General features: G+C 69.2%; 23 protein-coding genes. 14 read left to right on the top strand and 9 right to left on the bottom strand.

Annotated features, from left to right (window positions below; all coding sequences use genetic code 11):
• Positions 1-4 precede the first annotated feature (4 nt).
• A complete protein-coding gene (locus MOM01_RS19140; RefSeq protein WP_241387022.1) occupies positions 5-763 on the top strand; it encodes a 16S rRNA (uracil(1498)-N(3))-methyltransferase in 759 nt (252 codons plus the stop codon).
• A gap of 10 nt (positions 764-773) precedes the next feature.
• Positions 774-1,586, top strand: coding sequence for an alpha/beta hydrolase family protein (locus tag MOM01_RS19135; protein ID WP_241387021.1), 813 nt, complete (start codon positions 774-776; stop codon positions 1,584-1,586).
• Here MOM01_RS19135 and MOM01_RS19130 read toward each other — a convergent pair.
• A complete protein-coding gene (locus MOM01_RS19130; protein WP_241387020.1) occupies positions 1,530-3,143 on the bottom strand; it encodes an MFS transporter in 1,614 nt (537 codons plus the stop codon). The two genes, MOM01_RS19135 and MOM01_RS19130, sit on opposite strands and share 57 nt — an antisense overlap.
• Before the next feature lie 105 nt (positions 3,144-3,248).
• On the opposite strand from MOM01_RS19130, the gene MOM01_RS19125 reads away from it, so the two are divergent.
• The 5 genes from MOM01_RS19125 to era all read left to right on the top strand — a co-directional run bounded on the left by MOM01_RS19125 (position 3,249) and on the right by era (position 7,981).
• A complete protein-coding gene (locus tag MOM01_RS19125; RefSeq protein WP_241387019.1) occupies positions 3,249-3,938 on the top strand; it encodes a TetR/AcrR family transcriptional regulator in 690 nt (229 codons plus the stop codon).
• Between the two features lie 103 nt (positions 3,939-4,041).
• Positions 4,042-5,103, top strand: coding sequence for a PhoH family protein (locus MOM01_RS19120; protein ID WP_241387018.1), 1,062 nt, complete (start codon positions 4,042-4,044; stop codon positions 5,101-5,103).
• Between the two features lie 49 nt (positions 5,104-5,152).
• The gene (gene ybeY / locus MOM01_RS19115; protein ID WP_241387017.1) at positions 5,153-5,695 is read left to right on the top strand and encodes an rRNA maturation RNase YbeY; all 543 of its coding nucleotides are present in this window, start codon (positions 5,153-5,155) and stop codon (positions 5,693-5,695) included.
• Positions 5,696-5,753: 58 nt separating this feature from the next.
• On the top strand, positions 5,754-7,067 hold the full coding sequence (locus tag MOM01_RS19110; RefSeq protein ID WP_241387016.1) for a hemolysin family protein: 1,314 nt from the start codon (positions 5,754-5,756) through the stop codon (positions 7,065-7,067).
• The gene (era, locus tag MOM01_RS19105) at positions 7,064-7,981 is read left to right on the top strand and encodes a GTPase Era (RefSeq protein WP_241387015.1); all 918 of its coding nucleotides are present in this window, start codon (positions 7,064-7,066) and stop codon (positions 7,979-7,981) included. The genes MOM01_RS19110 and era overlap by 4 nt, the downstream gene beginning before the upstream one ends.
• Before the next feature lie 27 nt (positions 7,982-8,008).
• Here the strand turns inward: era and MOM01_RS19100 are convergent, their stop codons facing one another.
• From MOM01_RS19100 to MOM01_RS19085, 4 genes are all read right to left on the bottom strand, one after another.
• Positions 8,009-8,653, bottom strand: a complete 645-nt coding sequence (locus MOM01_RS19100) for a cysteine hydrolase family protein (protein WP_241387014.1) — start codon at positions 8,651-8,653, stop codon at positions 8,009-8,011.
• Between the two features lie 47 nt (positions 8,654-8,700).
• Positions 8,701-10,251 carry a permease gene (locus tag MOM01_RS19095; protein ID WP_241387013.1) on the bottom strand — a complete coding sequence of 517 codons (1,551 nt, stop codon included), beginning with the start codon at positions 10,249-10,251 and terminating at the stop codon, positions 8,701-8,703.
• Between the two features lie 270 nt (positions 10,252-10,521).
• Positions 10,522-11,097, bottom strand: coding sequence for a TetR/AcrR family transcriptional regulator (locus MOM01_RS19090; RefSeq protein ID WP_241387107.1), 576 nt, complete (start codon positions 11,095-11,097; stop codon positions 10,522-10,524).
• A complete protein-coding gene (locus MOM01_RS19085; protein ID WP_241387012.1) occupies positions 11,088-12,497 on the bottom strand; it encodes an amidase in 1,410 nt (469 codons plus the stop codon). The genes MOM01_RS19090 and MOM01_RS19085 overlap by 10 nt, the downstream gene beginning before the upstream one ends.
• Positions 12,498-12,599: 102 nt before the next feature.
• On the opposite strand from MOM01_RS19085, the gene recO reads away from it, so the two are divergent.
• Genes recO through MOM01_RS19065 form a run of 4 tightly spaced genes read left to right on the top strand, consistent with a single transcriptional unit; the run spans position 12,600 to position 15,190 of the window.
• Complete coding sequence (recO, locus tag MOM01_RS19080; protein ID WP_241387011.1) at positions 12,600-13,460, top strand: DNA repair protein RecO; 861 nt, start codon at positions 12,600-12,602, stop codon at positions 13,458-13,460.
• The gene (locus tag MOM01_RS19075; RefSeq protein ID WP_277609974.1) at positions 13,417-14,223 is read left to right on the top strand and encodes an isoprenyl transferase; all 807 of its coding nucleotides are present in this window, start codon (positions 13,417-13,419) and stop codon (positions 14,221-14,223) included. Before recO ends, MOM01_RS19075 begins: the two co-directional genes overlap by 44 nt.
• A complete protein-coding gene (locus MOM01_RS19070; RefSeq protein WP_241387009.1) occupies positions 14,220-14,636 on the top strand; it encodes a hypothetical protein in 417 nt (138 codons plus the stop codon). Before MOM01_RS19075 ends, MOM01_RS19070 begins: the two co-directional genes overlap by 4 nt.
• Entirely contained in the window at positions 14,633-15,190 is a 558-nt protein-coding gene (locus MOM01_RS19065) for a T3SS (YopN, CesT) and YbjN peptide-binding chaperone 1 (protein WP_241387008.1), read from the top strand. The genes MOM01_RS19070 and MOM01_RS19065 overlap by 4 nt, the downstream gene beginning before the upstream one ends.
• Before the next feature lie 9 nt (positions 15,191-15,199).
• Here the strand turns inward: MOM01_RS19065 and MOM01_RS19060 are convergent, their stop codons facing one another.
• Both MOM01_RS19060 and MOM01_RS19055 read right to left on the bottom strand, forming a co-directional pair.
• Positions 15,200-15,616, bottom strand: coding sequence for a Fur family transcriptional regulator (locus MOM01_RS19060; RefSeq protein WP_241387007.1), 417 nt, complete (start codon positions 15,614-15,616; stop codon positions 15,200-15,202).
• The gene (locus MOM01_RS19055; protein ID WP_241387106.1) at positions 15,613-15,936 is read right to left on the bottom strand and encodes an ArsR/SmtB family transcription factor; all 324 of its coding nucleotides are present in this window, start codon (positions 15,934-15,936) and stop codon (positions 15,613-15,615) included. Before MOM01_RS19055 ends, MOM01_RS19060 begins: the two co-directional genes overlap by 4 nt.
• Positions 15,937-16,186: 250 nt before the next feature.
• Here MOM01_RS19055 and MOM01_RS19050 point away from each other — a divergent pair, with 250 nt between their 5' ends.
• The gene (locus tag MOM01_RS19050) at positions 16,187-17,578 is read left to right on the top strand and encodes a glycine--tRNA ligase (protein WP_241387006.1); all 1,392 of its coding nucleotides are present in this window, start codon (positions 16,187-16,189) and stop codon (positions 17,576-17,578) included.
• Between the two features lie 64 nt (positions 17,579-17,642).
• Here MOM01_RS19050 and MOM01_RS19045 read toward each other — a convergent pair whose 3' ends face one another.
• A complete protein-coding gene (locus MOM01_RS19045) occupies positions 17,643-18,713 on the bottom strand; it encodes a DUF6670 family protein (RefSeq protein WP_241387005.1) in 1,071 nt (356 codons plus the stop codon).
• Between the two features lie 10 nt (positions 18,714-18,723).
• Positions 18,724-20,721 carry a TPM domain-containing protein gene (locus MOM01_RS23200; protein WP_277609973.1) on the bottom strand — a complete coding sequence of 666 codons (1,998 nt, stop codon included), beginning with the start codon at positions 20,719-20,721 and terminating at the stop codon, positions 18,724-18,726.
• A gap of 140 nt (positions 20,722-20,861) precedes the next feature.
• Between MOM01_RS23200 and MOM01_RS19030 the strand changes: the two genes are divergently transcribed.
• Positions 20,862-21,494 carry a YdcF family protein gene (locus tag MOM01_RS19030; RefSeq protein WP_241387105.1) on the top strand — a complete coding sequence of 211 codons (633 nt, stop codon included), beginning with the start codon at positions 20,862-20,864 and terminating at the stop codon, positions 21,492-21,494.
• 37 nt (positions 21,495-21,531) lie between these two features.
• A complete protein-coding gene (locus tag MOM01_RS19025; protein ID WP_241387004.1) occupies positions 21,532-22,803 on the top strand; it encodes a deoxyguanosinetriphosphate triphosphohydrolase in 1,272 nt (423 codons plus the stop codon).
• The last annotated feature ends 82 nt before the right edge of the window (positions 22,804-22,885 follow it).

Below are 22,885 nucleotides of genomic sequence, written 5' to 3'. Positions count from 1 at the left end.
GCCGGTGGCCGCGACGCTGTTCTATCTCGACCCGCTGCCCGCCGAGGGGCGGACGGCCGTGCTCGACGGCAAGGAGGGCAGGCACGCCGCAACGGTGCGCCGCATCGCCGTCGGTGAGCGGCTCGTCCTGTCCGACGGGGCCGGTGCCGTCGCCGACGTCGAGGTCACCGCGGTGGCGAAGGACCGGCTCGACGCCCTCGTGCTGGGCCGCCGCGTCGTGGACCCACCGCGCCCGACCGTGACGGTCGTGCAGGCGCTGCCGAAGTCCGATCGGTCCGAACTCGCGGTCGAACTGGCCACCGAGGCCGGGGCGGACGAGTTCGTGCCGTGGCAGTCGGCGCGCTGCGTCGCGCGGTGGGATGCGAAGGCCGACAAGGGTGTCGCCAAGTGGCAGGCGGTCGCGACGGCTGCCGCGAAACAGTCGCGGCGCGCGTACATCCCGTCGGTGTCCGCGCTGCACCGCACGCCCGAGGTCGTCGCTCGTGTCCGGGAGGCGGTCGCACGGGGCGACGTCGTCGTGGTGCTCCACGAGTCCGCGACGACACCCTTCGCCGACGTGCCCGTCCACGATGCTGATTCGCTGACCCTGGTCGTCGGCCCCGAAGGAGGGCTCGACGACGCGGAGGTGCGCGCACTCGTGGAGGCGGGCGCGGTTGCGGTCTGCCTCGGTCCCACCGTCCTGCGCACGTCGACGGCGGCGGCCGTGGCGCTCGGAGCGATCGGCGTGCTCACCGACCGGTGGCGCGCCCGGCCGCTGCACTGAGGGCCGCCGGATGTTCCGCACACGACTCGCCTACGGTCTCGAGCCCCAGCAGTTCGGACACCTCTATCTGCCCGCCGCCGAGGCCGTGACGGCCCCGGTGCCTGTCGTGATGATCGTGCACGGCGGTTCCTGGCACGGCCGGTACCACCTCAATCTCGGCACCGCCCTCGCCGTCGAACTCGCCCGCCGGGGACTGGTGGCGTGGAACATCGAATACCGCCGGCTCGAGGCCGGTGGTGCGTGGCCCGAGATGTCCGCCGATCTCCGGGCGGCCTTCGAGGCGATCTTCACTCTCGTCGTACCGCACGCCCACAGTGCCGGTATCGAGGTCGACCCCGCACGTGTGCGGCTCGTCGGCCATTCGGCGGGTGGCCAGCTGGCGGTCTGGCTCGCCGGTGAGAACACGTCGGTGCGACCGGAGTTCGTGGTGTCGCAGGCCGGTGCGCTCGACCTCGTCACGGCCGGTGAGCACGGACGTCGGGTCCCGCAGTTCGAGGCCCTGTTCGGTGTCCCCTTCGACGAGGCGCCCGAACTCTACCGGTCGGCGTCGCCGGCACACCGGGTACCGACCGGGATTCCGGTCGCGGTGCTCCACGGCACGGCGGACGTGCAGGTTCCGGTGAGCGTGGCTCATCGCTACGCCGAGGGGGCCCGTGCCGTCGGTGACCCCGTCGTGCTGGAGTTGTTCGAGGGCGAGGACCATGTCGCCTTCCTGGACCGGACGACCCGGTCGTGGGAGCGTTCGCTCGAACTTCTGACGGCGCCCTCAGCCGGGGATACGGACGGTCTCGGGCGACGGTCCGTGGACCCTGCGGGGCAGTAGCAGCGAGACCGTCACAGCGCCTCCGATCAGCACGACGCCGGCGACCAGGCTCGCGGACGAGATCGCCTGTGCGAAGGCCGTCGACGATGCGTCGAGCAGTGGACCGGCGTACGACGCCACGATCGGATTCTTCGCGAGTTCCTCCGCGACGATCGCCGCCCCACCCACCGAGTCGCCCGCCGCTTCGACGGCGGTCGCGGCCTGATCGGCCATCGGTCCGGTCAGACCGGCCAACGGCAATCCGTCGAGGAAACCGGCGATCTCGCGATGGTAGGTGGTCGCGAGGACCGAGCCGAGCACGGCGATACCCAGCGACCCGCCGAATTCCACTGCGGTGTCGTTCAATCCGCCCGCGGCTCCGAGATCGGACCCGGGGAATCCGCCCATGATCAGGTCGGTGGACGGTGGGGTCGCGAGCCCGATTCCCAGACCCAGCAGCAGCAACGAGACCAGGAAGGGCAGGTAACCGGAGCCGACGTCCAGCACCGCGAGAGCGAGCACTCCTGCCGCGGCGGCGAGCATGCCGCTCCCGACGAGGACCCGCGCCCCGAGCCTGGGCGCGAGCCGGCCGCTGAGGGCGGCCCCGACCGAGACGGTCGCTGCGAGGGGGAGCAGGCGCAGGCCGGTCTCGAGCGGACCGTAGCCGAGGACGAACTGGAACTGCTGTGCGACGAAGTAGATGGCCCCGAAGGCGACGAGGAACAGCAGGAGTACCGCCACGCACGCGCCACCGACGGTTCGGTCCGCAACACGACGCAGGTTCAGGAGCGGCCGGGGATGGCGCAGTTCCCACAGCACGAAGACCCCGGCGGCGGCCACGGAGCCGACCGTGATCGCGATCGCCCCGGTGCCCCAGCCGGCATGCGAACCCTCGATGATCGCGTAGACGATGCCGCCGAGCGCGATGACCGACAGTGCGCCGCCGATCCAATCGATGCGGGTGAGGTCGTCGGCCCTGGATGCCGGGACGAGGATCATCGCGGCCACTGCAGCCAGCGCGGCGATGGGCACGTTGATGAGGAAGGTCGACCCCCACGAGTGCGACTCGAGGAGCCATCCGGCGAGCAGTGGGCCGAGCGCGATCGCGAGACCGGAGGTGGCGGCCCAGGCGGAGATCGCGCGAGTGCGCTCGTGTGCGGGGAACATCGCGACGAGCAACGACAGGGTCGCGGGCATGATGACGGCGGCACCCGTTCCCATCACGATTCGTGCGACGACCACCTCGACCGCGCTGTCCGCGAGGGAGCCGTAGACCGCGCCACCGGCGAAGGCCGCGAGACCGACCAGCAGCGCACGCCGACGGCCGTAGCGGTCACCGAGTACACCGAACAGCAGCATCAGCGCGGCATAGGGGACGGTGTATCCGTCGATGACCCACTGCATGTCGGTGCTGGTGAGTTGCAGATCGCGCAGCATGCCCGGGGCCGCGACGATCAGCGAGGTGTTCGCCATGACGACGATGAGCAGGCTCAGGCACAGCACCGCAAGTCCCGCCCACCGCAGCCGGTAGGGTTCCTCCGCCGGGGTCCCGTTCGTCCGGGTGACGGCTGTGGTCATCGGCTCTCCTCGAAGTGCGACGCGGGGTGATGCGGACCGGGCGACGCACCCGGAACTGCACAGTGATGTGCAAGCTATGCGGGTACACACCCGTGTGCAACTAAAATGAAACACAGATCACATTCGGCGGAAGAGGGCGAGAACGTGGAGAACCCGGTCACCCGACCGCGAACCCGATTCAACGCGAACCGTGTGCGGATACTCGACGCGGCGATGCTGTGCTTCGCCGCCGATCCCGACGCGAGCATGGACGACGTGGCCAAAGCCGCAGGTGTCGTCCGTCGCACGGTGTACGCGCACTTCCCCAACCGGGAATCCCTCGTCGAGGGAATCGCCGACGACGCCGCGACCGCACTGGCCGACGTCCTCGAGCAGCCCGAACCGGAGGATCCCGCGGTGGCGCTCGCGGTCGAGGCGCTGCGGACCTGGCCCGTCGGCGACCGCTATCGCGTGTTGCTCTCGTTCGCGCGCAAGGAGATGGGGGAGCAGCGCATCGCCGACCTGGTCTCGCCGGTGCGCTCGCGCATCCTCGCCCTCGTCGAACGCGGCCGCGCGCGGGGGCAGTTCTCCGACTATCTCCCGGTGCCCGTGCTGGTCGGGATGATGGAGGGGTTGACCATGGCCACGCTCGAGCAGGCCAATCTGGGCCTGGTGGACGATTCGGGCGACACCATCGCCCTGGGCAATCTCGTCCTCGCCGGCGTCTCGCCCGACCGCGCTCCCGGCGTCCTCGCCGCGGCGCGGCAGTGGCTCGAGGAGGCGTCGTCGCGCGACGGGAACGCCGAACCCCGGTGAAGGCCGCCGTTGCAGGAGGGGGGCGGTCGCTCCGGCGCTAGACTGGGACGAACACGACGACCGTCGTGCGGGAGCCGAACCGAAAGCAGGACGTACCGTCCACGTGAGTGAACCAGACCGACCCAACGAGCCCGCCGAACTCGAACCGACCCAGGTCAGGTCGAGTCTCGACCTCCCTTCGGAGGCCGCAGCGCCCCTGCTCGGGGCCACGGACGAGAATCTGATCGCCCTCGAGGCCCTCCTGGCCGCGGACATCCACGTACGGGGCAACACCGTCACACTGACCGGCGCCCCCGCCGACGTCGCCCTCGCCGAACGGGCGCTCGCCGAACTCGTCACCCTCGTTCGTCGCGGACAGCCTCTGGGGCCGGACGCCGTGCGCCGCACGGTGGGCATGCTCACCCAGGGACTCTCCGAATCGCCCGCGGACGTGCTCAGCCTCGACATCCTGTCCCGGCGCGGCAAGACGATCCGGCCCAAAACCCTGAACCAGAAGCGCTACGTCGACGCCATCGACGCGCACACCATCGTGTTCGGTGTCGGTCCGGCCGGCACCGGCAAGACCTACCTCGCCATGGCGAAGGCGGTCCAGGCGCTGCAGACCAAGCAGGTCAACCGCATCATCCTCACGCGTCCGGCCGTCGAAGCCGGCGAGCGTCTCGGATTCCTGCCGGGCACCCTGCACGAGAAGATCGACCCCTATCTGCGTCCCCTGCACGACGCACTGCACGACATGATGGATCCCGAAGCCATCCCGAAGCTCATGCAGGCCGGGGTCATCGAGGTCGCCCCCCTCGCATACATGCGCGGCCGCACCCTCAACGACGCGTTCATCATCCTCGACGAGGCACAGAACACCACCGCCGAGCAGATGAAGATGTTCCTCACCCGTCTGGGCTTCGGCTCCAAGATCGTGGTGACCGGCGACATCACCCAGATCGACCTCCCCGGCGGTGCCCGCTCGGGTCTGGCCGCCGCCACCGAGATCCTCGACGGCATCGACGACATCCACATCGCTCGGCTCGACAGCAGCGACGTCGTGCGGCACCGCCTCGTGTCCGACATCGTCGACGCATACAGCCGGTTCGAGGCTTCCCGCGACGGGGACGGCGCCGCCGGCAACCGCGCGCAGCGCCGCGCCGCGCACCGGGTGCAGCGCCGATGAGCAACCGTCTCGACCAACCGAATACCGTCGTGCAGAAGGAACTCCAGTCATGAGTATCGAGATCTCGAACGAATCGGGAATGGACGTCTCGGAGGAGGACCTCCTCGACGTCGCACGATTCGTGATCGCCCGGATGGACGTGCATCCGGCCGCCGAGTTGTCGATGGTGCTCGTGGACCTCGACACCATGGCCGACCTGCACGTGCGGTGGATGGATCTGCCCGGCCCCACCGACGTGATGTCGTTCCCCATGGACGAACTCGAGCCGGGCGGACGACCGGACGCCCCGGAGCCGGGACCGTCGATGCTCGGCGACATCGTGCTCTGCCCGCAGTTCGCCGCCGATCAGGCGGCCAAGGCCGGACACTCGGTCGCGCACGAACTCGCCCTGCTCACGGTGCACGGGATGCTCCATCTTCTCGGGTACGACCACGCCGAACCGGACGAAGAGAAGGAGATGTTCGGGCTGCAGAACCAGCTCCTCGCCGAGTGGTACGAGGAGCTCCGTCGCGCCGAACACGAAGCGCGCCTCGCCGCTCGCGACCGGAACCTGCTGGGCAAGGCCGGTTTCGTCGACACTCCCGAATCATGAACGGCGGCAGAACGAACGGTCACGCCTGTTCCGGGCGCACCGAGGAAGGGACAACCGCGTGAGTACAGTGCCCCTCGTCGTCCTCGCAGTCGTCCTGGTGGTGCTCGGCGGATTGTTCGCCGCCCTGGACTCGGCGCTCAACACGGTCTCCGCGGCCCGGGCCGAGGAATTGGCGAAGGAGGGGCGTGCCAGCGCGCGGCGGCTCCTCGGTCTCCTCGAGGACCGGCCCCGATACGTCAACCTGAGCGTCCTGCTGCGCATCCTCTGCGAGATCACCGCCACCGTGGTGCTCGTCGGGGCCCTGCTCGCGGTCCTCGACAGGACCTGGGCGCTCGTGGTCGGCGCCGCGGTGATGGTGATCGTCGACTACGTCGTGATCGGCGTGGGCCCCAGGACCCTCGGCCGCCAGCACGCCTATCCCATCGCGCTCGCGGCCACCGGCCCGCTCCGGGTCCTCGGTGTCCTGCTCGGCCCCGTCAGCCGCATCCTCATCGTCGTCGGCAACGCCGTCACGCCCGGTCGCGGCTTCCGTAACGGTCCGTTCGCCAACGAGATCGAGCTGCGCGAGCTGGTGGACCTGGCGCAGGAGAGCGGCGTCGTCGCCGACGACGAGCGCCGGATGATCCAGTCCGTCTTCGATTTCGGTGACACCACCGCCCGCGAGGTCATGGTGCCGCGTCCCGAGATGGTGTGGATCGAGGAGACCAAGACCGCCGGCCAGGCCACCTCGCTCGCGGTGCGCAGCGGTCACTCGCGGATCCCGGTGATCGGCGAGAACGTCGACGACATCCGCGGCGTCGTCTATCTCAAGGACCTCGTCAAGCAGACCTACTACCACCGCGACGGTGGTCGCAGCGTCTCCGTCGCCGACGTCATGCGTCCGGCGGTGTTCGTGCCGGATTCGAAGCGTCTCGGCGATCTGCTCGCCGACATGCAGCGCGATCGCAACCACATGGCGGTCCTCGTCGACGAATACGGTGGCATCGCCGGCCTCGTGACCATCGAGGACGTCATCGAGGAGATCGTCGGTGAGATCGCCGACGAATACGACACCGGGGAGATCCCCGACGTCGAGGAACTCGGCGACGACATCTACCGTGTCTCCGCACGACTGCCCGTCGAGGATCTCGGTGAGCTCTTCGGCATCGACATCGAGGACGACGAGGTCGACACGGTCGGCGGACTCCTCGGCTACGAACTCGGCCGCGTTCCGTTGCCCGGATCGGAAGTGCAGACCCACGGATTGCTGCTCCGCGGCGAGGGCGGGCCGGACGTCCGGGGACGGGTGCGGGTGAGCACCGTCTTCGTGCAGCGGGTCGATTCCGACGAGCACACCGACATCGACACTGCCACAACCGAGGAGCATGCATGACCGACCCCGACTTCCGTTCCGGCTTCATCTGTTTCGTCGGACGGCCCAACACGGGGAAGTCGACGCTGACGAACGCACTCGTCGGCAGCAAGATCGCCATCACCTCGTCACGTCCGCAGACCACCCGCCACACCATCCGTGGCATCGTCCACCGCGACAACGCCCAGCTCATCCTGGTGGACACCCCCGGGCTGCACCGCCCGCGTACTCTGCTCGGGCAGCGTCTCAACGACCTGGTGCAGGACACCTACTCCGAGGTCGACGCGATCGGCATGTGTTTCCCCGCCGACGAGAAGATCGGACCCGGGGACCGCTGGATCCTCGACCAGGTGCGGCACGTCGCACCGAAGACGCCGATCGTCGGCATCGTCACCAAGATCGACAAGGTGGGCAAGCAGCAGGTCGCCGCCCAGCTGCTCGCCGTGTCGAAGCTGCTCGGGGACGACTGCGAGGTCGTGCCCGTCTCGGCCACCTCGGGTGAACAGGTCGAGGTTCTCGTCGACGTCCTCGCATCCCACATGGAGCCGGGGCCGGCCTTCTATCCGGACGGTGAGCTCACCGACGAACCGGAGGAGACGCTCATGGCCGAGCTCATCCGCGAGGCCGCGCTCGAGGGGCTCGGTGACGAGCTGCCGCACTCGCTCGCCGTGGTGATCGAGGAGGTCACCGAACGCGAAGGGCGTACGGAGAAGCAGGGGGCGATGCTCGACGTGCACGCCCTGCTCTACGTCGAACGGCCGAGCCAGAAGGGCATCGTCATCGGCAAAGGCGGTGCGCGACTGCGCGAGGTGGGCACCGCGGCTCGCACCCAGATCGAGAAACTGCTGGGGGTGAAGATCTACCTCGATCTGCACGTCAAGGTCGCCAAGGACTGGCAGCGCGATCCCAAACAGCTCGGACGTCTGGGATTCTGACGCTGTCCGGATCCGGGCCGTGGTCGTTCAGACGCGAGTGACGGCCGGGCGCGTGGCCCACCTCGGGAGCAGGCCGTCCGCCGTCACCACGGTCCCGAAATTCTGGGCGACCACCGCGACCGATGCGGCGTGCGCGGCCGGACTGTACGAGGCGGCGCAGTCTTCGACGAGAGAGACCCAGTACTCGTGGAAGAGGGCACTGCGCAGGCTCGATTCGACGCAGATCTCCGTCGCGACGCCCGTGAACAACAGCGATTCGATCCCGCGTGAGCGCAGGACCCGATCGAGGTCGGTGCCGACGAAGGCGCTGAAGCGGTGTTTGACGATCACCGGTTCACCCGGCGCCGGCCGGACACCGTAGAACTCGGCGCCCACGGTCCCGGGCCGGCAGGTCAGCCCGGTCCGGGCGGTTCCGGGCCCGTCGCCGACCCGCCCCAGCCATTGGGGCGAGTCGGTGGTCTCGTCGTGTTCCGTGCGGACCCAGACGACGGGCACACCCGCGTGGCGGGCACCGGCGATCAGTTCCGCGAGGCGCGGCGTCATCGTCACCGCGGCAGAGACGTCGAAGCCGCACCCGGCGAGAGCGCCGTCCGGCGAGCAGAAGTCGTTTTGCATGTCGATCACCACCAGCGCGCACCGCTGCGGGTCGTAGCGGAATCCCGACTCGTTCATGCGAGGGTCCTCTCGTCGAAGTTGGTTGTTCGTTGCGTGTGTGGTCGTCACCAGAGCACCACAGCGGCGACGGCGGCGACGAGCAATCCGCTCACCACCGGGATCGCGAGGCGGCGCACGAGATCTCCGACCGGAACGCGGCAGAATCCCGCGACCACGATCAGCGACGACCAGATGACGAGGGTGCCGCCTCCGGTCCAGGTCGCGGCGTTCTGAGCGAGGGCGGCGAGCGTCGCGGTGTCCATGCCGACCTGCGGAGCGAGGGAGGCAGCGATGCCGCCGGTGAGCGGCAGTCCCGCCCAGCCGGATCCGTCGAGGCCGATGAGCATCCCGATCACCACCATGCTCAGCGCCGCGAAGAGTCCGTTGTCGGGGGTGTACTCCTGGACCCGCTCGACGGCGTCGAAGAGGAACGCCGGTCCGGTGTCCGACTCGAGTCCGAGGATCGACCCGGAGTAGTCGGGGATGCCGAGATAGACGAATCCGGCCACGGGCAGGATGATTCCCATGGCCTTGAACGCGTAGACGAGTCCGTCCACGAAGTGCGTGGCGCAGTGTTCGAGCGCGTCGGACCGCTGCGTCGTCAGGGTCACCGCGGCCATGAGGAGAAGTGCGCTGCCGCCCACCAGTGACGCTCCTGCTCCGTCCGACCACGGAACCAGATCGGTGAAACGCCCCAGCATCATGTAGACGAGCACGAGTCCGAATGTCGCCGGAACGCCGATCGCCCAGGCTCGAGCGGCTGCCGGGCGGGTGAGAACGGGTGTGCTCGTCCGGGGAAGGACGGCGTCGACGCTCGGCACCGCGACGGTGTCGCTGCTCGGGACCGCGACGGTGTCGCTGATCGGCACCGTGCCGACCGGTGACGGACGATTTCGCTCGCCGGCCGGGAGATCCACGGCAGCGCCCGGCGTGAGACCACCGGCCCCCGAACCGCCGTCCGGTGTCTCGGAATCCCGGTTGCGGCGCGCGATCTCGCGTCGGACGGTGAGGAACCACGCGAGCGTGGCCGCGGTCAGCCCGACGATCAGGGACAGCACCAGCGCGCGGTCGGCGATGTCGTCGGCCGGCACACCGGCGCCGCTCGCCGAGATGGACGGGGCCAGACCGATGACGTAATCGGAAGCGAGCGCCATGCCCTGCCCCGAGATGGCGAGGGCGAGCGCAGCGCCGAGCGGCGGCAGTCCCGCCTTGATCGCCGCCGGAAGCAGCACCGCGCCGATCAGCGCGAGCGCCGGTGTCGGCCAGAAGAACAACGACAACAGGTAGGTGACGACGAACAGCACGATGTAGGCGATGCGGCCGTCGATCATCCATCGTCCGAACGGGCGCACCATGAGTTCGTCGGCACCGATGGAACGCATCGCGGCGAGCATCGATGTCACAGCTGCGATGACCACGAAGATCTCGAACAGGGCGCCACCCGCGGTCAAGGTCGCACGGAAGACCGACATGACGGCGGAGGCGATGTTGCCGTCGTAGGCCAGCGCGGTGGCGAAGGTTGCGAGGACCGCCGGGATCAGGACGTTCTTACGCAATGCCATGGCGACGATCAGGACGAGCAGGCCGAGCAGGAACACGATGTGCGCGACGGTCACGAGCAGCTCCTCGACGAGAGAACGTGCAGCGGGCGGCGACCGTGGACGGATCGATCGGCGCCGCAACATCGATGGGGCGGCGCAACCGTCGTGGGCCGGAACACGTTCGATCTTGAAGTCCCGTGCAGGCACCGGCAATGGGCCGATCAGCCAATCGTGCACGGCATCGCCTGTGCACAGTGCACTGTTCGTGACCGAGATGTTTCGTGGTGTACTCGACGTGAATGTGCGGTCACGCCCCGATCGCGGTCGCAGGGGTCCGCGAGCGGCTCAGGGCTGTTCCGCGGCCGCGGCGTGCAGAAGCAGCAGAACGGATTCCGACAGATTCGTCTCGGTCCCCGTGGACAGGCGGCGCAGCTGCAACCCGGTGATGGTGGCGACGATCGTCGGCGCGAGGGCTTCGGGGTGCCGGACACCGAGCGCGGAGAGGACGGAGGCGGCCAGCGCGTCGTAGGCGTTCCAGCAGCGCTCGGCCACCCGGCGGAGCGCGACGTCGCGTCCTGCCTGCACGTACAGGTCGAAAGGGGCGATGCGCTCGGCGGTGAAGGTCAGATCACGCGCGATCCGCTCGGTGAGCTCCGCGGCTTCGGACAGCGACAAGGCAGGGGAGCGATAGTGCTCGGCCAGCTCGTGCAGCCGCTCGGTCTCCTCGTCGACGAAGGATTCGAGGGCGGCGCGCAGCAGATCGGCCTGGGTGGGGAAGTGGTACGTGATCGACCCCAGCGAGACCCCGGCGCGCGCTGCGATCCGCCGGTTCGTCACACCCGCCACACCGTCGGTGCCGACGAGATGCAAGGTGGCGTGGACGATCCGCGAGCGTGCGTCGTCCGGCGTGGTCACCACCATTGCTCCGGGCTGTGATCCTGCCACCTCGACACCGACTCCAGCTGGGAGGCAAGGGAGACGAGCAGAGGCTCGGAGTTCTCCGGGCCGAGCAGCTGAGCGCCAACCGGAAGCGCGCCGTCGACGAATCCGGCGGGCACGGCGACCGCCGGCCAGCCCAGCACGTTCCACGGCCATGCGTAAGGACAGGCGCCGGTGATGACCTTGTCGGTCGCCCACCCGCCGATACCGTCGATCGCGGTCACCGGCAGCGGAGGTGTGGCGGTGGTGGGGGCGAGCACGACATCGACACGATCGAAGATCCGGCCCACCCTGCGCTGCAAGCCCGGTTCGGCCGCACGCGCCGCGCGCAACGGAAGACCGTGCAGCAGACGGCCGGTGCGCGCATTGGCCCGGGTGCGGATGTCGGCGAGAGCCGGATCGGGCAGGCGATGCAGCCACTCCTCGATCCCGGCCATCGACCGCGGAAGGAAGCTCAGCCCGAAGAGGATTCCGTAGTCCGGATCGGCGAGGGTCACCTCGTGGCCGAGATCGCGCAGCACGGTGGCGAGCGCGGCGAGACGGGTGCGGACCCGGAGATCCAGACGGGTGGGCGTCGCGGTGAACGGAATCCTCAGCGACAGTGCGATGTTCAGTTTTCCCGGATCGCGTCCGACAGCGTCCGAGACGGTGAGGGGGGCGCATCGGTGCCGGTCGCCGGGATGATTCCCGGACACGACGTCGAGGAGCAGGGCCGCATCGGCGACCGTGCGGGCGAGCGGGCCGTGGGTGGTCAATCCGTTGAACGCCTCGGCGTCGGGCCACATCGAGATGCGGCCGCGTTGAGGTTTGATGCCGACGAGATTGGACCACGAGGCGGGGATGCGGACCGATCCGGCGCCGTCGGATCCCAGTGCCGCGGGAACGAGTCCGGCGGCGACGGCCGCGGCGCTACCACCCGACGAACCGCCGGGAGTGTGTTCGCGCGACCAGGCACTGCGGGTGTGTCCGAAGGCGTCGCCACCGGTGAGGGGCCACTGCCCGAGTTCCGGGGAGTGCGTCTTGCCGACGATCACCGCTCCGGCGGCACGGAGGCGGCACACCACCTCGGCGTCGGTGTCCTTCACCGCGAAGGTGCCGGCGCACCCGAACATCGTCGTCTCGCCCACGATGTCGGTGTCGTCCTTGACCGCGATCGGAATACCGAGAAGCGGTCGCCGCTCGCCGTTCGCCCGGCGGCGGTCTGCCTCGCGTGCCTCCTCGAGCGCAGCGGTGTGGCGCACGACCCGGAAGGCGTTCAGGTGAGGTTGCGACTTGTCGATCCTGTCGAGGCTCGCCTGCACGAGCGCCGCGGAGGTGGTCTCACCCCGATCGAGCGCAGCCAGCGCTGTCCGCAGATCGGGCAGGGCGGTTCGAGCGTCCATTCGTCCCCCGTTCGTTCGAACGAACAGTAACCTGTTCTCGTTCGGTGTGTCGAGGTCCCCGGGGAGTCGTCCGGTGTCGGCTCGGCGTGACAGACTCGGGGAGTGAGGCTTTATCGGGACAACGCGGTGGTGCTGCGCCAGCACAAGCTCGGCGAAGCCGACCGCATCGTCACCCTGCTGACCCGCCGGCACGGTCTCGTGAGGGCCGTGGCCAAGGGCGTGCGCCGGACGCGATCGAAATTCGGCGCCCGGCTCGAGCCGTTCGCGCACATCGACGTCCAGCTCCACCCGGGCCGCAATCTCGACGTCATCACCCAGGTGCAGACCATCGACGCCTTCGCGGTGGGCATCGTCGACGATTACTCCCGATACACCACTGCCTGCGCGGTCCTCGAAACCGCCGAGCGGCTCGCGGGCGAAGAACGCGCCCCCGTCCCGCGCCTGCACGCGCTGACCGTCGGCGCCCTTCGCGCCGTCTGCGACCGGACCAGGCCACCCGAGCTCGTCCTCGACGCCTATCTCCTCCGGGCCATGGCCTACGCGGGGTGGGCGCCGGCGATCACCCGCTGCGCGCGGTGCGATCGTCCCGGTCCGCACACGGCCTTCCATGTCGCGGCCGGTGGCGCGGTATGCGTCCATTGCCGTCCTCCGGGCGCAGCGACCCCGGCGCCGGGGGTGTTCGCGCTGCTCGACGCGCTCAACCACGGACGGTGGGCCGACACCGAGACAGCCGACGCGGCGGTGCGGCGGCAGGCCAGCGGCCTGGTCGCGGCGCACCTGCAGTGGCATCTCGAACGGCAACTGCGCTCGCTGCCTCTCGTCGAGCGGGGGAGCGCCCCCTCCGCCCGGGAAGCCCCGGCACACCGGGTGGGCGAGGTCCCGACCCGCGTCGATGACGCGCTCGGGGGTGTCGGGCAGGATGGGAGCCGTGATTCGACGACGCTCCACGCCCCCCTCGCCTGATCGCGTGATCCGACCGCCCGATCCGCATCCTTCCGGTGCGCGGCCGCCGGTGCTGCAGCCCGAGTTGATTCCCCGGCACGTGGCTCTGGTCATGGACGGCAACGGCCGCTGGGCGCAGGAGCGGGGCCTGCCGCGCACCGCGGGGCACGAGCGCGGCGAGGCCGTCCTCATGGACACCGTGTGCGGATGCATCGAGATGGGCGTCACGTGGCTCTCGGCCTATGCCTTCTCCACCGAGAACTGGAAGCGCAGCCCCGAAGAGGTGCGTTTCCTCATGGGCTTCAACCGCGACGTGATCCGCCGTCGCCGTGACGAGATGCACGAGATGGGTGTGCGGGTCCGCTGGGCCGGCCGCCGGCCCCGCTTGTGGCGCAGCGTGATCAAGGAACTCGAGATCGCCGAGGAGCTGACGAAGGACAACGACGTCATGACCCTCACGATGTGCGTGAACTACGGTGGTCGCGCCGAGATCGCCGACGCGGCACGGGAGATCGCACGTCGTGTCGCGGCGGGCGAGCTCGATCCCGAGCGTGTCACCGAGGCCACCCTCGCGCGCTATCTCGACGAGCCCGAGATGCCCGACGTCGACCTGTTCCTCCGGCCGTCGGGGGAGCAGCGCACCTCGAACTTCCTGCTGTGGCAGTCCGCCTACGCCGAACTCGTCTTCCAGGACAAGATGTTCCCCGACTTCGACCGGCGCGATCTGTGGGCCGCGTGCGTGGAGTACGCCTCGCGCGACCGGCGGTTCGGAGGTGTGAAGTGACCTCGTTGCGAGAACGCATCGCCACCGCCCTGACGCCCTACGTCGACGTCCGTACCTCCCTGGCCACCGCCGACGGTTCGTTCGGATTCGACTACGGGGCGGTGCCCTTCGCGCTGCAGGTCGTCACGCTCACCGAGGGCCTCGACGTGGTCTCGATCACGGGCGTGCTCGCGTGGGATCTTCCCCTCGACGAGACCGTGCGCACCCGCATCGCCGCAGCCGCCGACGCCCTCCAGTTCGGGTCGGTGCACCTCATCGAACGCGACGCCGACACCGACGTCGTGGTGCGGTACTCGTTCCCGGCGACAGGTCTGGACGACACCGCGCTGACCACCATGCTGTTGCTCGTACTCGACGGCGCCGCCGAAGCGCGCGGTTCCGTCACCACCCCTGATATCGAGGAGAATTCGTGACCACGACCGACATCGACGTCGAGACCACCATCGACGAGGAGGTGGCCGACGACGGGTCGTTCGCCGTCGCGATCCCCACGGAGGACGACGATGCCCTGCGCGCGGCCGTCGTCGAGACGCTGTCGCAGATCCTCGAGGAAGCCCCCGAGCCCGACGAGGACGGCGAGATCCCGATCTGGATCGACGACGTGCTCACCTACGCCACGGTGGACGCCGAAGGCGGCTTCGTGCTGCTCACCACCTACCTCGTGGAGGACGTCACGGGCCGGACCCGGGCAGCGGAGGTTCTCGGCGACCTGCAGGTCGAGTTCTCGGAGGTGAAGTTCGTCCTCGACAAGGACCGGGTCACCGCGGAACTGCGGGTCGCGGCGTCGCCGCTCGTGCCGATCCATCTCGTGCGGGCCGTCGCCGCCTTGGTCCCGGTCGTCGAGCAGGCGCGCGTGCTGGCGCAGCGTCTCGGGGGCGAAGCGTCGGTCTTCGACGGTGAGGACGACGCCGACGAGGAGAACCTGCTCGTCGACGGCTGCGGATGCGGCGACTGCAGCTGCGGCTGAGCGGAGGTCTCAGGCGCGCGCGAGCGCGCACTCGCGGCAGCTGCCGAAGATCTCGACGGTGTGGCTGACGTCGACGAAACCGTTCGACTCCGCCACCTCGTGCGACCAGCGTTCGACCTCCGGGCCGTCCACCTCGACCGTGAAGCCGCAGTGGCGGCACACGAGATGGTGGTGATGCCCGGAGGAGCAGCGGCGGAAGAGCGACTCGCCGCTGTCCGTGCGGAGCACGTCCACGCTGCCGGCCTCGGCGAGCGACTGCAGTGTGCGGTAGACGGTGGTCAGGCCGATGCCTTCGCCGCGCTTGCGCAGCTCGTCGTGCAGGTCCTGGGCGGACCGGAATTCCTCGGTGTTGTCGAGCAGGTCGACGATGGCGCTGCGTTGCCGGGTCGAGCGCACCCCCACGAGAGGCTTGCGGGTGGAGGTCACTGCGATTGTCCTTCCTGGGCGTGAGCGACGGCGTCGACGACGATGCGGGCGAGGTGGTCGTCGGCCAGGTGATAGAGCACTTCGCGTCCCGAACGTTCGCCGCGGACCACGCCGGCGGTCTTGAGTACGCGCAGATGCTGGCTGATGAGCGGTTGGGTGACGCCGAGCGCGCCGACGAGTTCGTGGACGCAGCGCGCCGATTCCCGTAGCTCCAGCACGATCGAGATGCGGACGGGGGCGGAAAGAGCGCGCAGCAGTTCCCCGGCCGCGATCAGGGTCTCGGGGGAGAGGGCCGGCCGGGACGACGGGTCGCCGGCCACGGCCCGCCGGCGTTCCCGCGCGTCCGTGTTGCAGTCGCGTGGATCGGCGTCGACACTCACGGGGCTCCTCGGGGCGCGGGGTGGGCCGGTGGACGGTGCCGCCCACCGGAGGCTTATTGCAAATCGATTCCATTTTGATATGCACGGTTGTGCATGTCAACCGGCACGAATTCGAGCACCCGGCGCGGAGCGATAGGCTTACTCATCGACGCATGCTGCGAAAACCCCGCATCGAAGATGGAGAAACCGAGTGGCACCCAAATCCAAGATCGATACCGTCGCCAACCTCGCGAAGCGCCGAGGTCTGGTCTATCCCTGCGGTGAGATCTACGGCGGCACCAGGTCGGCCTGGGATTACGGGCCGCTCGGTGTGGAGCTCAAGGACAACATCAAGAAGCAGTGGTGGCGCAATATGGTCACCAGCCGCGACGACGTCGTCGGTCTCGACTCCTCGGTGATCCTCCCGCGTCAGGTCTGGGTCGCCTCCGGTCACGTCGGCGTGTTCAACGACCCGCTCGTCGAGTGCCTGCACTGTCACAAGCGTCACCGGCAGGACCACCTGCAGGAGGCGTACGCCGAGAAGCACAAGCTCGACGACCCCGACGCCGTGCCGATGTCCGAGATCGTGTGCCCGGACTGCGGCACCAAGGGCGAGTGGACCGAGCCCCGCGACTTCAACATGATGCTCAAGACCTATCTCGGTCCCATCGAGAGCGAGGAAGGCCTGCACTACCTCCGCCCGGAGACCGCGCAGGGCATCTTCGTGAACTTCGCCAACGTGCTCACCACCTCGCGTAAGAAGCCGCCCTTCGGCATCGGCCAGATCGGCAAGAGCTTCCGCAACGAGATCACGCCCGGCAACTTCATCTTCCGCACTCGCGAGTTCGAGCAGATGGAGATGGAGTTCTTCGTCAAGCCCGGCGAGGACGAGCAGTGGCACCAGTACTGGATCGACTACCGCCTGAACTGGTACACCGATCTGGGCATCAACAAGGACAACCTGCGCCTGTACGAGCACCCGCAGGAGAAGCTGTCGCACTACTCCAAGCGCACCGTCGACATCGAGTACCGCTTCCACTTCCAGGGCAGCGAATGGGGTGAGCTCGAGGGCGTCGCGAACCGCACCGACTTCGACCTCTCGACGCACTCGAAGCACTCCGGCACCGACCTGAGCTTCTTCGACCAGGCCACCAACGAGCGCTACACCCCGTACGTCATCGAACCGGCGGCCGGCCTGACCCGCTCGCTCATGGCCTTCCTCGTCGACGCCTACACCGAGGACGAGGCACCCAACGCCAAGGGCGGTGTCGACAAGCGCACCGTGCTGCGTCTCGACCGGCGACTCGCGCCCGTCAAGGCGGCCGTGCTGCCGCTCAGCCGCAACGCCGACCTGAGCCCGAAGGCCAAGGATCTCGCCGCGAAGCTGCGCCAGAACTGGAACATCGAGTTCGACGACGCCGGCGCCATCGGCCGCCGCTACCGCCGTCAGGACGAGATCGGCACGCCGTTCTGCATCACGGTCGACTTCGACACCCTCGACGACCAGGCCGTCACGATCCGTGAGCGCGACACCATGGCGCAGGAGCGCGTGAGCCTCGACCAGGTCGAGGGCTACCTCGCGCAGCGCCTGCTCGGCTGCTGACAGACACGTCCGGCAACGCGCCCTCCGGTCCCGGCGGATCGGAGGGCGCGTTCGCCTTCCCGGGTCAGGCCCCGGAACGACGATCGATGTACTCGAAGTACCCGCGACCGGTGATCCCGGCGCCCCGCCACGTCGCCGTGTAGGCGAAACCGGTGACGAATCCGGTGCCGAGGCCGAAGGTGAACGGAGTGTCCATCACCGCCTCGAGGTCCAGCCAGGGGCGACCGCGGGAGTCCTTCACCAGGAAACGGGTCCGCTGCGGGACCGGCATCGGGATGCCGTAGGGCGTCGGCTCGGGTTCGTCGCGCACCTCGAGTACCTCGAAGTCCACCCTGCGGAATCGTGTGCCGTAGCCCGCGCGGGTGCGCAGGATCGCGGTCGTCATCAACGGTGCACCGCCGATCGCATACCGGCTGAGCAGAATCTGCGTGTCGGCGTCGAGATCGACGATCTGATAGACGAAGTAGTCGAGCGGCGCCTTCGCCGCAGGCGGCAGGGCAGTGGTGCGCACCAGATACGGACTCGGCATCGCGCCGTACTCGAACGAACACAGACCCGAGGCGGTGACGCTCGTGCCCTCGTGCGTGAACGTGCCCTCGTAGTCGGTGAGCAGACCGAAGTGTTTGTAGAGGGGGTTGCGGAAGAACCACGACACCGTGCCGGTGTTGGTCAGCTTCAGCGCGACATCCACATCACCGACTCGCCCCACCAGTTCGTAACAGGGATAACGCCCCGTCAACGTGAGGTCGTCACCGAACTTCACGAGCGAACCGTCGGGGGACGAGACGAATGTGTCTCCCACCGCATAGTTCCCGAAGTGAGCGGGATGGGAGGCAGCCGTGCCCGCGACGACCGAGGCGTTACGGCGCGGCGGCGCGACGAGCGCGTCGTCGTTGTCGAAGGCCAGCGATCCCGTCGACCCGATGAGCGACATCATCGAGAAGAACCGGTGCGGCTCCGGCAGATCCGGGATCATGACGCCGTAGTGGACCCAGCCGAACCGGCGCGAGTCGACGTGGGGACGCAGGATGTCGGGCTCGGAGAACGGCTTGCCGTCGGACGACTCGGCGGAATCGAACAGGCGGATCGCCGTTCCCAGCCCCGCGCGCATCGCGCGTGCTGCACCAGGATGCACGGCCGCGGTCCTAGAAGCGTCCGCCGCTGGAGCCTCCGAAGCCGCCACCCCCGAAGCTGCCGCCACCGAAACCTCCGCCGAAACCGCCCCCGCCGCGCCCGCTGTTGAGCACGCTGTTGATGAGGATTCCGCCGAGCACGGCGCCGGCGATGTTGCCGCCCGACGAACCGCCGCGGGGCGGACGCTGCTGGTAGTCCCAGCGCTGCACGTCGTTCTGGGCGCTGCGCAGGGCCTGCACCGCCAGCGACGCCGCGGAGCGGGCGTACTGGATGGCTGCGGCCGGATCCGAGTCGGCGGCCTGCTGCGCGGCCTGCAGGTGCCGCTGCGCCTCGGACAGCCGCGTGCGGGCCTGCGCACCGACGACGCCCCGGCGCGTGCCGATGAAGTCGGCCGCGGCCGTGACCTGAGCTTGCGCCGCCGCCAGGTCCTGGTCGAGACGGCGACGCATCTCCGCGGCCTGCTGCTGCGCCTGCCTGGTCCGTGCCCGCAGTTCGTCGAGGCGCGCGTCGGCCTCGACGACCCGCGTGAAGCTGCCCAGCGGGTCGGTGTGCTGCTCGGCCCGCGCGTGTTCGAGGGCTTCCTGCACGGCCTTCAGCGCCTCGACGAGTTCGGGCCCACCCGCTTCGACGAGTTGCTTCGCATCCGCCACGCCCTGCTCGGCGTCCTCCATCGCGTCGGGAAGTGTCGCGATCGCGCGCCGGATGTCCTCGGCGGCGTGGTCGAGCGAGTCGAGCAGCGTCGCTGCGTGACCCAGGGCCCGCTCCGCTTCGCGGATGGCCCGCACGGCGTCGCCCTGTTCGCCGACCGGCCGGGCCACGGCGGTGCGGCCCTGATCGATCGCGTTCTCCGCGAACGCGATCTCCTCTCGGGCCAGCGAGACGTTGTCGGCGACCGGCGTCAGAGCACCGGCGGGAAACTCCGAATGCAGCCCACCCAGAATCCGCTCGGCCTCCGGGATCCGCGCCTGCAGTGCGATTGCACGCTGCGTGAGAGCGTCCAGCCGCGCCGGAGCGTCGAGCAGGAGATTGCGCATCGTGTCGAAGGCCTCGACCTGGGAGTCGAGTTCGCGGTCGGCCTGCCCGCACGAGGAGATCAGCTGCACGAGCATGTCGCGCTGCTGCTCCGGCGTCTCGGGAATGTCGTCGTCGAGCCGCTGACGGATCTCGAACGCACCCGCCAGCGCGGACTGTGCCTGCCGGTAGGCCCGGTCGAAGGGGGCCACCGCGGCATCCCCGAACTCACCCCGTGCGAGTTCGAGGGCCTCGGAGCTGGAACGGACCGCGTTGTCTGTCTCGACCAGCAGGGTCTGCGCGTACTGCTCGAGACCTTCGATCGGCAGAGCCCGCAACGCGGAGGTGTCGGCGGGGTCGATCCGGGCCGCCTGTGCCGCTCCGGATTCCGCCCGCTTCTTCTTCGATCGACGGTTGTAGGCGTACAGGCCGGCACCGCCGGCCGCGATCACGCCCCCGCCGACGAGCAGTGTCGTCACCGGCGCGCTCGACGGTGCGAGGGCGTTGTTCAGGCCCTCGGCGGCGCCCACCGCGGCACCCGTCCAGTCTCTGTTCCGCAATGCGGGTTCGATGTCGGACGAACTGATCCGGTCGCGCTCGCTCCGGGAGATCTCGGATCCCGTCGGAGTCCACAACGCGTACTCGCGGTCCGTCGTCGCGATCGCCAGCAAGGCCGTATTCCGACCGAAGTTGCTCGCCTGCGCGGTGGCCTGCGCCCAGCTGTCGTAATTGCGTCCGTCGAAGCTCGGCACATAGGTCACCCACAGCTGCAGACCACGCTCGTCGTACAGCGTGTTCGTGGCCTCCTGGATACGCGCGATGTCGGCCTGGTCGAGCACTCCCGCCGAGTCGGTGATCGGCTGGGCGAGCCGGGAGGGGGGCTCGGCGGAGGCCGCCACCGGGAAGAGCAGCCACGCGGCCACTGCCAGCAGGGCGGGGACGAAGGCGAGCACAGAACGTGCGGGGCGCGGAGACCGTGCGGCCGATACGTGTGGCATGGGATCGAATCTAGTGGCTGCGAGGCGCGAGCGGGGTCGGCGCGTCGTCCGGTCGACCTCCGTGCGGTCGCTGGCAGAATCAGGGGGTGAGCACTGCATCCCGCCGCACCGGCACCGCATCCACCGGGGACGACCTCGGCGTGGGCGCGCGCATCGCGCGCTGGTTCAGGCGCCTGCTGGTCGGCATCCTGCTCGCCGCCGTCCTCGTCGTCGCCGGAACGGCCGTGCGGGTCTGGCAGGTCGCGCGGATCGACGACCGGACGCCCGCCGACGCGATCGTCGTGCTCGGTGCCGCCCAGTACTCCGGTACGCCGTCGTCGGTGTTCGAGGCCCGCCTCGAACAGGCGCTCAAGCTCTACGAAGCAGGAACATCCCCGCGGATCGTCACGGTGGGCGGCAAGCAGGAAGGCGACCTGTACACCGAAGCTGCGGCGGGAAAGAACTATCTCGTTTCGCGCGGAGTTCCGGAGGACGCGATCGTCGCCGTCGAGGAAGGCTCGGACACGCTGCTCAGCGTCGAGGCGGTCAGCCGGGAGATGTCCGACAGGGGACTGTCGTCGGTCGTGCTGGTCAGCGACCCGTGGCATTCGCTGCGCACCCGCACCATGGCGCGCGATGCGGGTCTCGACGCGTGGACCGCACCCACCCGGCAGGGTCCGGCGGTGTTCACCCGCGAATCGCAGTTCCACGGGATCGCCCGCGAGACCGGCGCGCTGATCTGGTATCAGATCACCCATTTCTCCGCGGATTTCCCGTACACGGCGGAGCAGTGAGGCCGAACGTAGGGTCTCCGGGACGGAAGGCAGTGTGATGCAGGGGTACAGCGAACACGATCTCGAACGGCGCGTGGCCGAGCCGCGGAAGACCTCGGCCCTCGCGGGGTCGGAGGGCGCGGCGTCCGAACGTACCGCCTTCGCCCGCGACCGTGCCCGCGTGCAGCACTGCGCCGCCCTGCGACGACTCGCCGACAAGACCCAGGTGGTGGGCCCCCGCGACGGTGACACCCCGCGGACCCGTCTGACGCACTCGATGGAGGTCGCGCAGATCGGGCGCAGCATCGCCGAAGGGCTCGGTGCCGACCCCGACCTCGTCGACCTCGCCGGCCTCGCCCACGACATCGGGCATCCGCCCTACGGGCACAACGGCGAGCGTGCGCTCGACGCGGTCGCGGAGTCCTGCGGCGGATTCGAAGGCAACGCGCAGAACCTGCGGATCCTCACGTGCCTCGAACCGAAGGTCCTCTATCCCGACGGAACCAGCGCCGGACTGAACCTCACCCGCGCCTCGCTCGACGCGACGCTCAAGTACCCGTGGACGCGCCCACGCCCGGGAGCGAAGTTCGGCGCGTACGACGACGACGCCGAGGTCCTCGCCTGGGTACGCGAGGGAGCTCCCGATCGGCGCCAGTGTCTCGAAGCGCAGATCATGGACTGGTCCGACGACGTCGCCTATTCGGTGCACGATCTCGAGGACGGGGTCATCGACGGGCGGATCGACCTGCGGGTGCTCGGCGACCCCGACGAGGTCGCAGGGCTGATCGAAGTGGGCATGCGCGAATTCTCGGGTCTCGACCCGGCCGAGCTGGCCGAGGCGGCCAAGCGGTTGTCGACCATGCCGGTGGTCCTCGACGTCGGGACCTTCGACGGCACCCTCGCCTGCTCGGTTGCGCTCAAGAAGCTGACGAGCGAACTCGTAGGCCGATTCGCCACCGCGGCGATCCTCGGGACCCGCGACGCGACCGAGGGCCGGCCCGTCACACGCTACGAGGCGGACCTGGTGGTCCCCCCGGTCGTGGCGTCCGAGGTCGCGCTGCTCAAGACGATGGCATTGCAGTTCGTCATGTCCGACCGTGCCCACCGTGCACGCCAGGAGTCGCAACGCGAGCGCATCCACCGCGTCGCCGAATGGCTGCTGCGCACCGCGCCGGTGGGACTCGACCCGTTCTTCGTGGCGGCATGGGAGGCGGCGCCCGACGATGCCGCGAAGGTGCGAGTGGTCGTCGATCAGATCGCCTCGTGCACCGAATCGCGTCTCGAGCGGATCGATCGCGACAGCCTCGCCGCGCAGGCGAGCTGGGGCTGACGAAGACGCGTTCTCCGGGACGGATGCTCGTGGTCGACATCGGGCATCCGTCCACAGGACCGCGCAAACCTGCGGTTCGGCA

The organism is Rhodococcus sp. CH91 (genome assembly GCF_022554085.1).
GTDB lineage: Bacteria > Actinomycetota > Actinomycetes > Mycobacteriales > Mycobacteriaceae > Rhodococcus.
This window is presented reverse-complemented; position numbering and strand designations above follow the sequence as displayed.

Bases quoted from the DNA above. Each gene is read 5' to 3' on its own strand.
- era (WP_241387015.1), top strand. From the start codon at position 7,064: ATGACCGACCCCGACTTCCGTTCCGGCTTCATCTGTTTCGTCGGACGG.
- ybeY (WP_241387017.1), top strand. From the start codon at position 5,153: ATGAGTATCGAGATCTCGAACGAATCGGGAATGGACGTCTCGGAGGAG.
- MOM01_RS19085 (WP_241387012.1), bottom strand. From the start codon at position 12,497: ATGGACGCTCGAACCGCCCTGCCCGATCTGCGGACAGCGCTGGCTGCG.
- MOM01_RS23200 (WP_277609973.1), bottom strand. From the start codon at position 20,721: ATGCCACACGTATCGGCCGCACGGTCTCCGCGCCCCGCACGTTCTGTG.
- MOM01_RS19025 (WP_241387004.1), top strand. From the start codon at position 21,532: ATGCAGGGGTACAGCGAACACGATCTCGAACGGCGCGTGGCCGAGCCG.
- MOM01_RS19075 (WP_277609974.1), top strand. From the start codon at position 13,417: ATGGGAGCCGTGATTCGACGACGCTCCACGCCCCCCTCGCCTGATCGC.
- MOM01_RS19100 (WP_241387014.1), bottom strand. From the start codon at position 8,653: ATGAACGAGTCGGGATTCCGCTACGACCCGCAGCGGTGCGCGCTGGTG.
- MOM01_RS19135 (WP_241387021.1), top strand. From the start codon at position 774: ATGTTCCGCACACGACTCGCCTACGGTCTCGAGCCCCAGCAGTTCGGA.
- MOM01_RS19090 (WP_241387107.1), bottom strand. From the start codon at position 11,097: ATGGTGGTGACCACGCCGGACGACGCACGCTCGCGGATCGTCCACGCC.
- MOM01_RS19130 (WP_241387020.1), bottom strand. From the start codon at position 3,143: ATGACCACAGCCGTCACCCGGACGAACGGGACCCCGGCGGAGGAACCC.
- MOM01_RS19125 (WP_241387019.1), top strand. From the start codon at position 3,249: ATGAAACACAGATCACATTCGGCGGAAGAGGGCGAGAACGTGGAGAAC.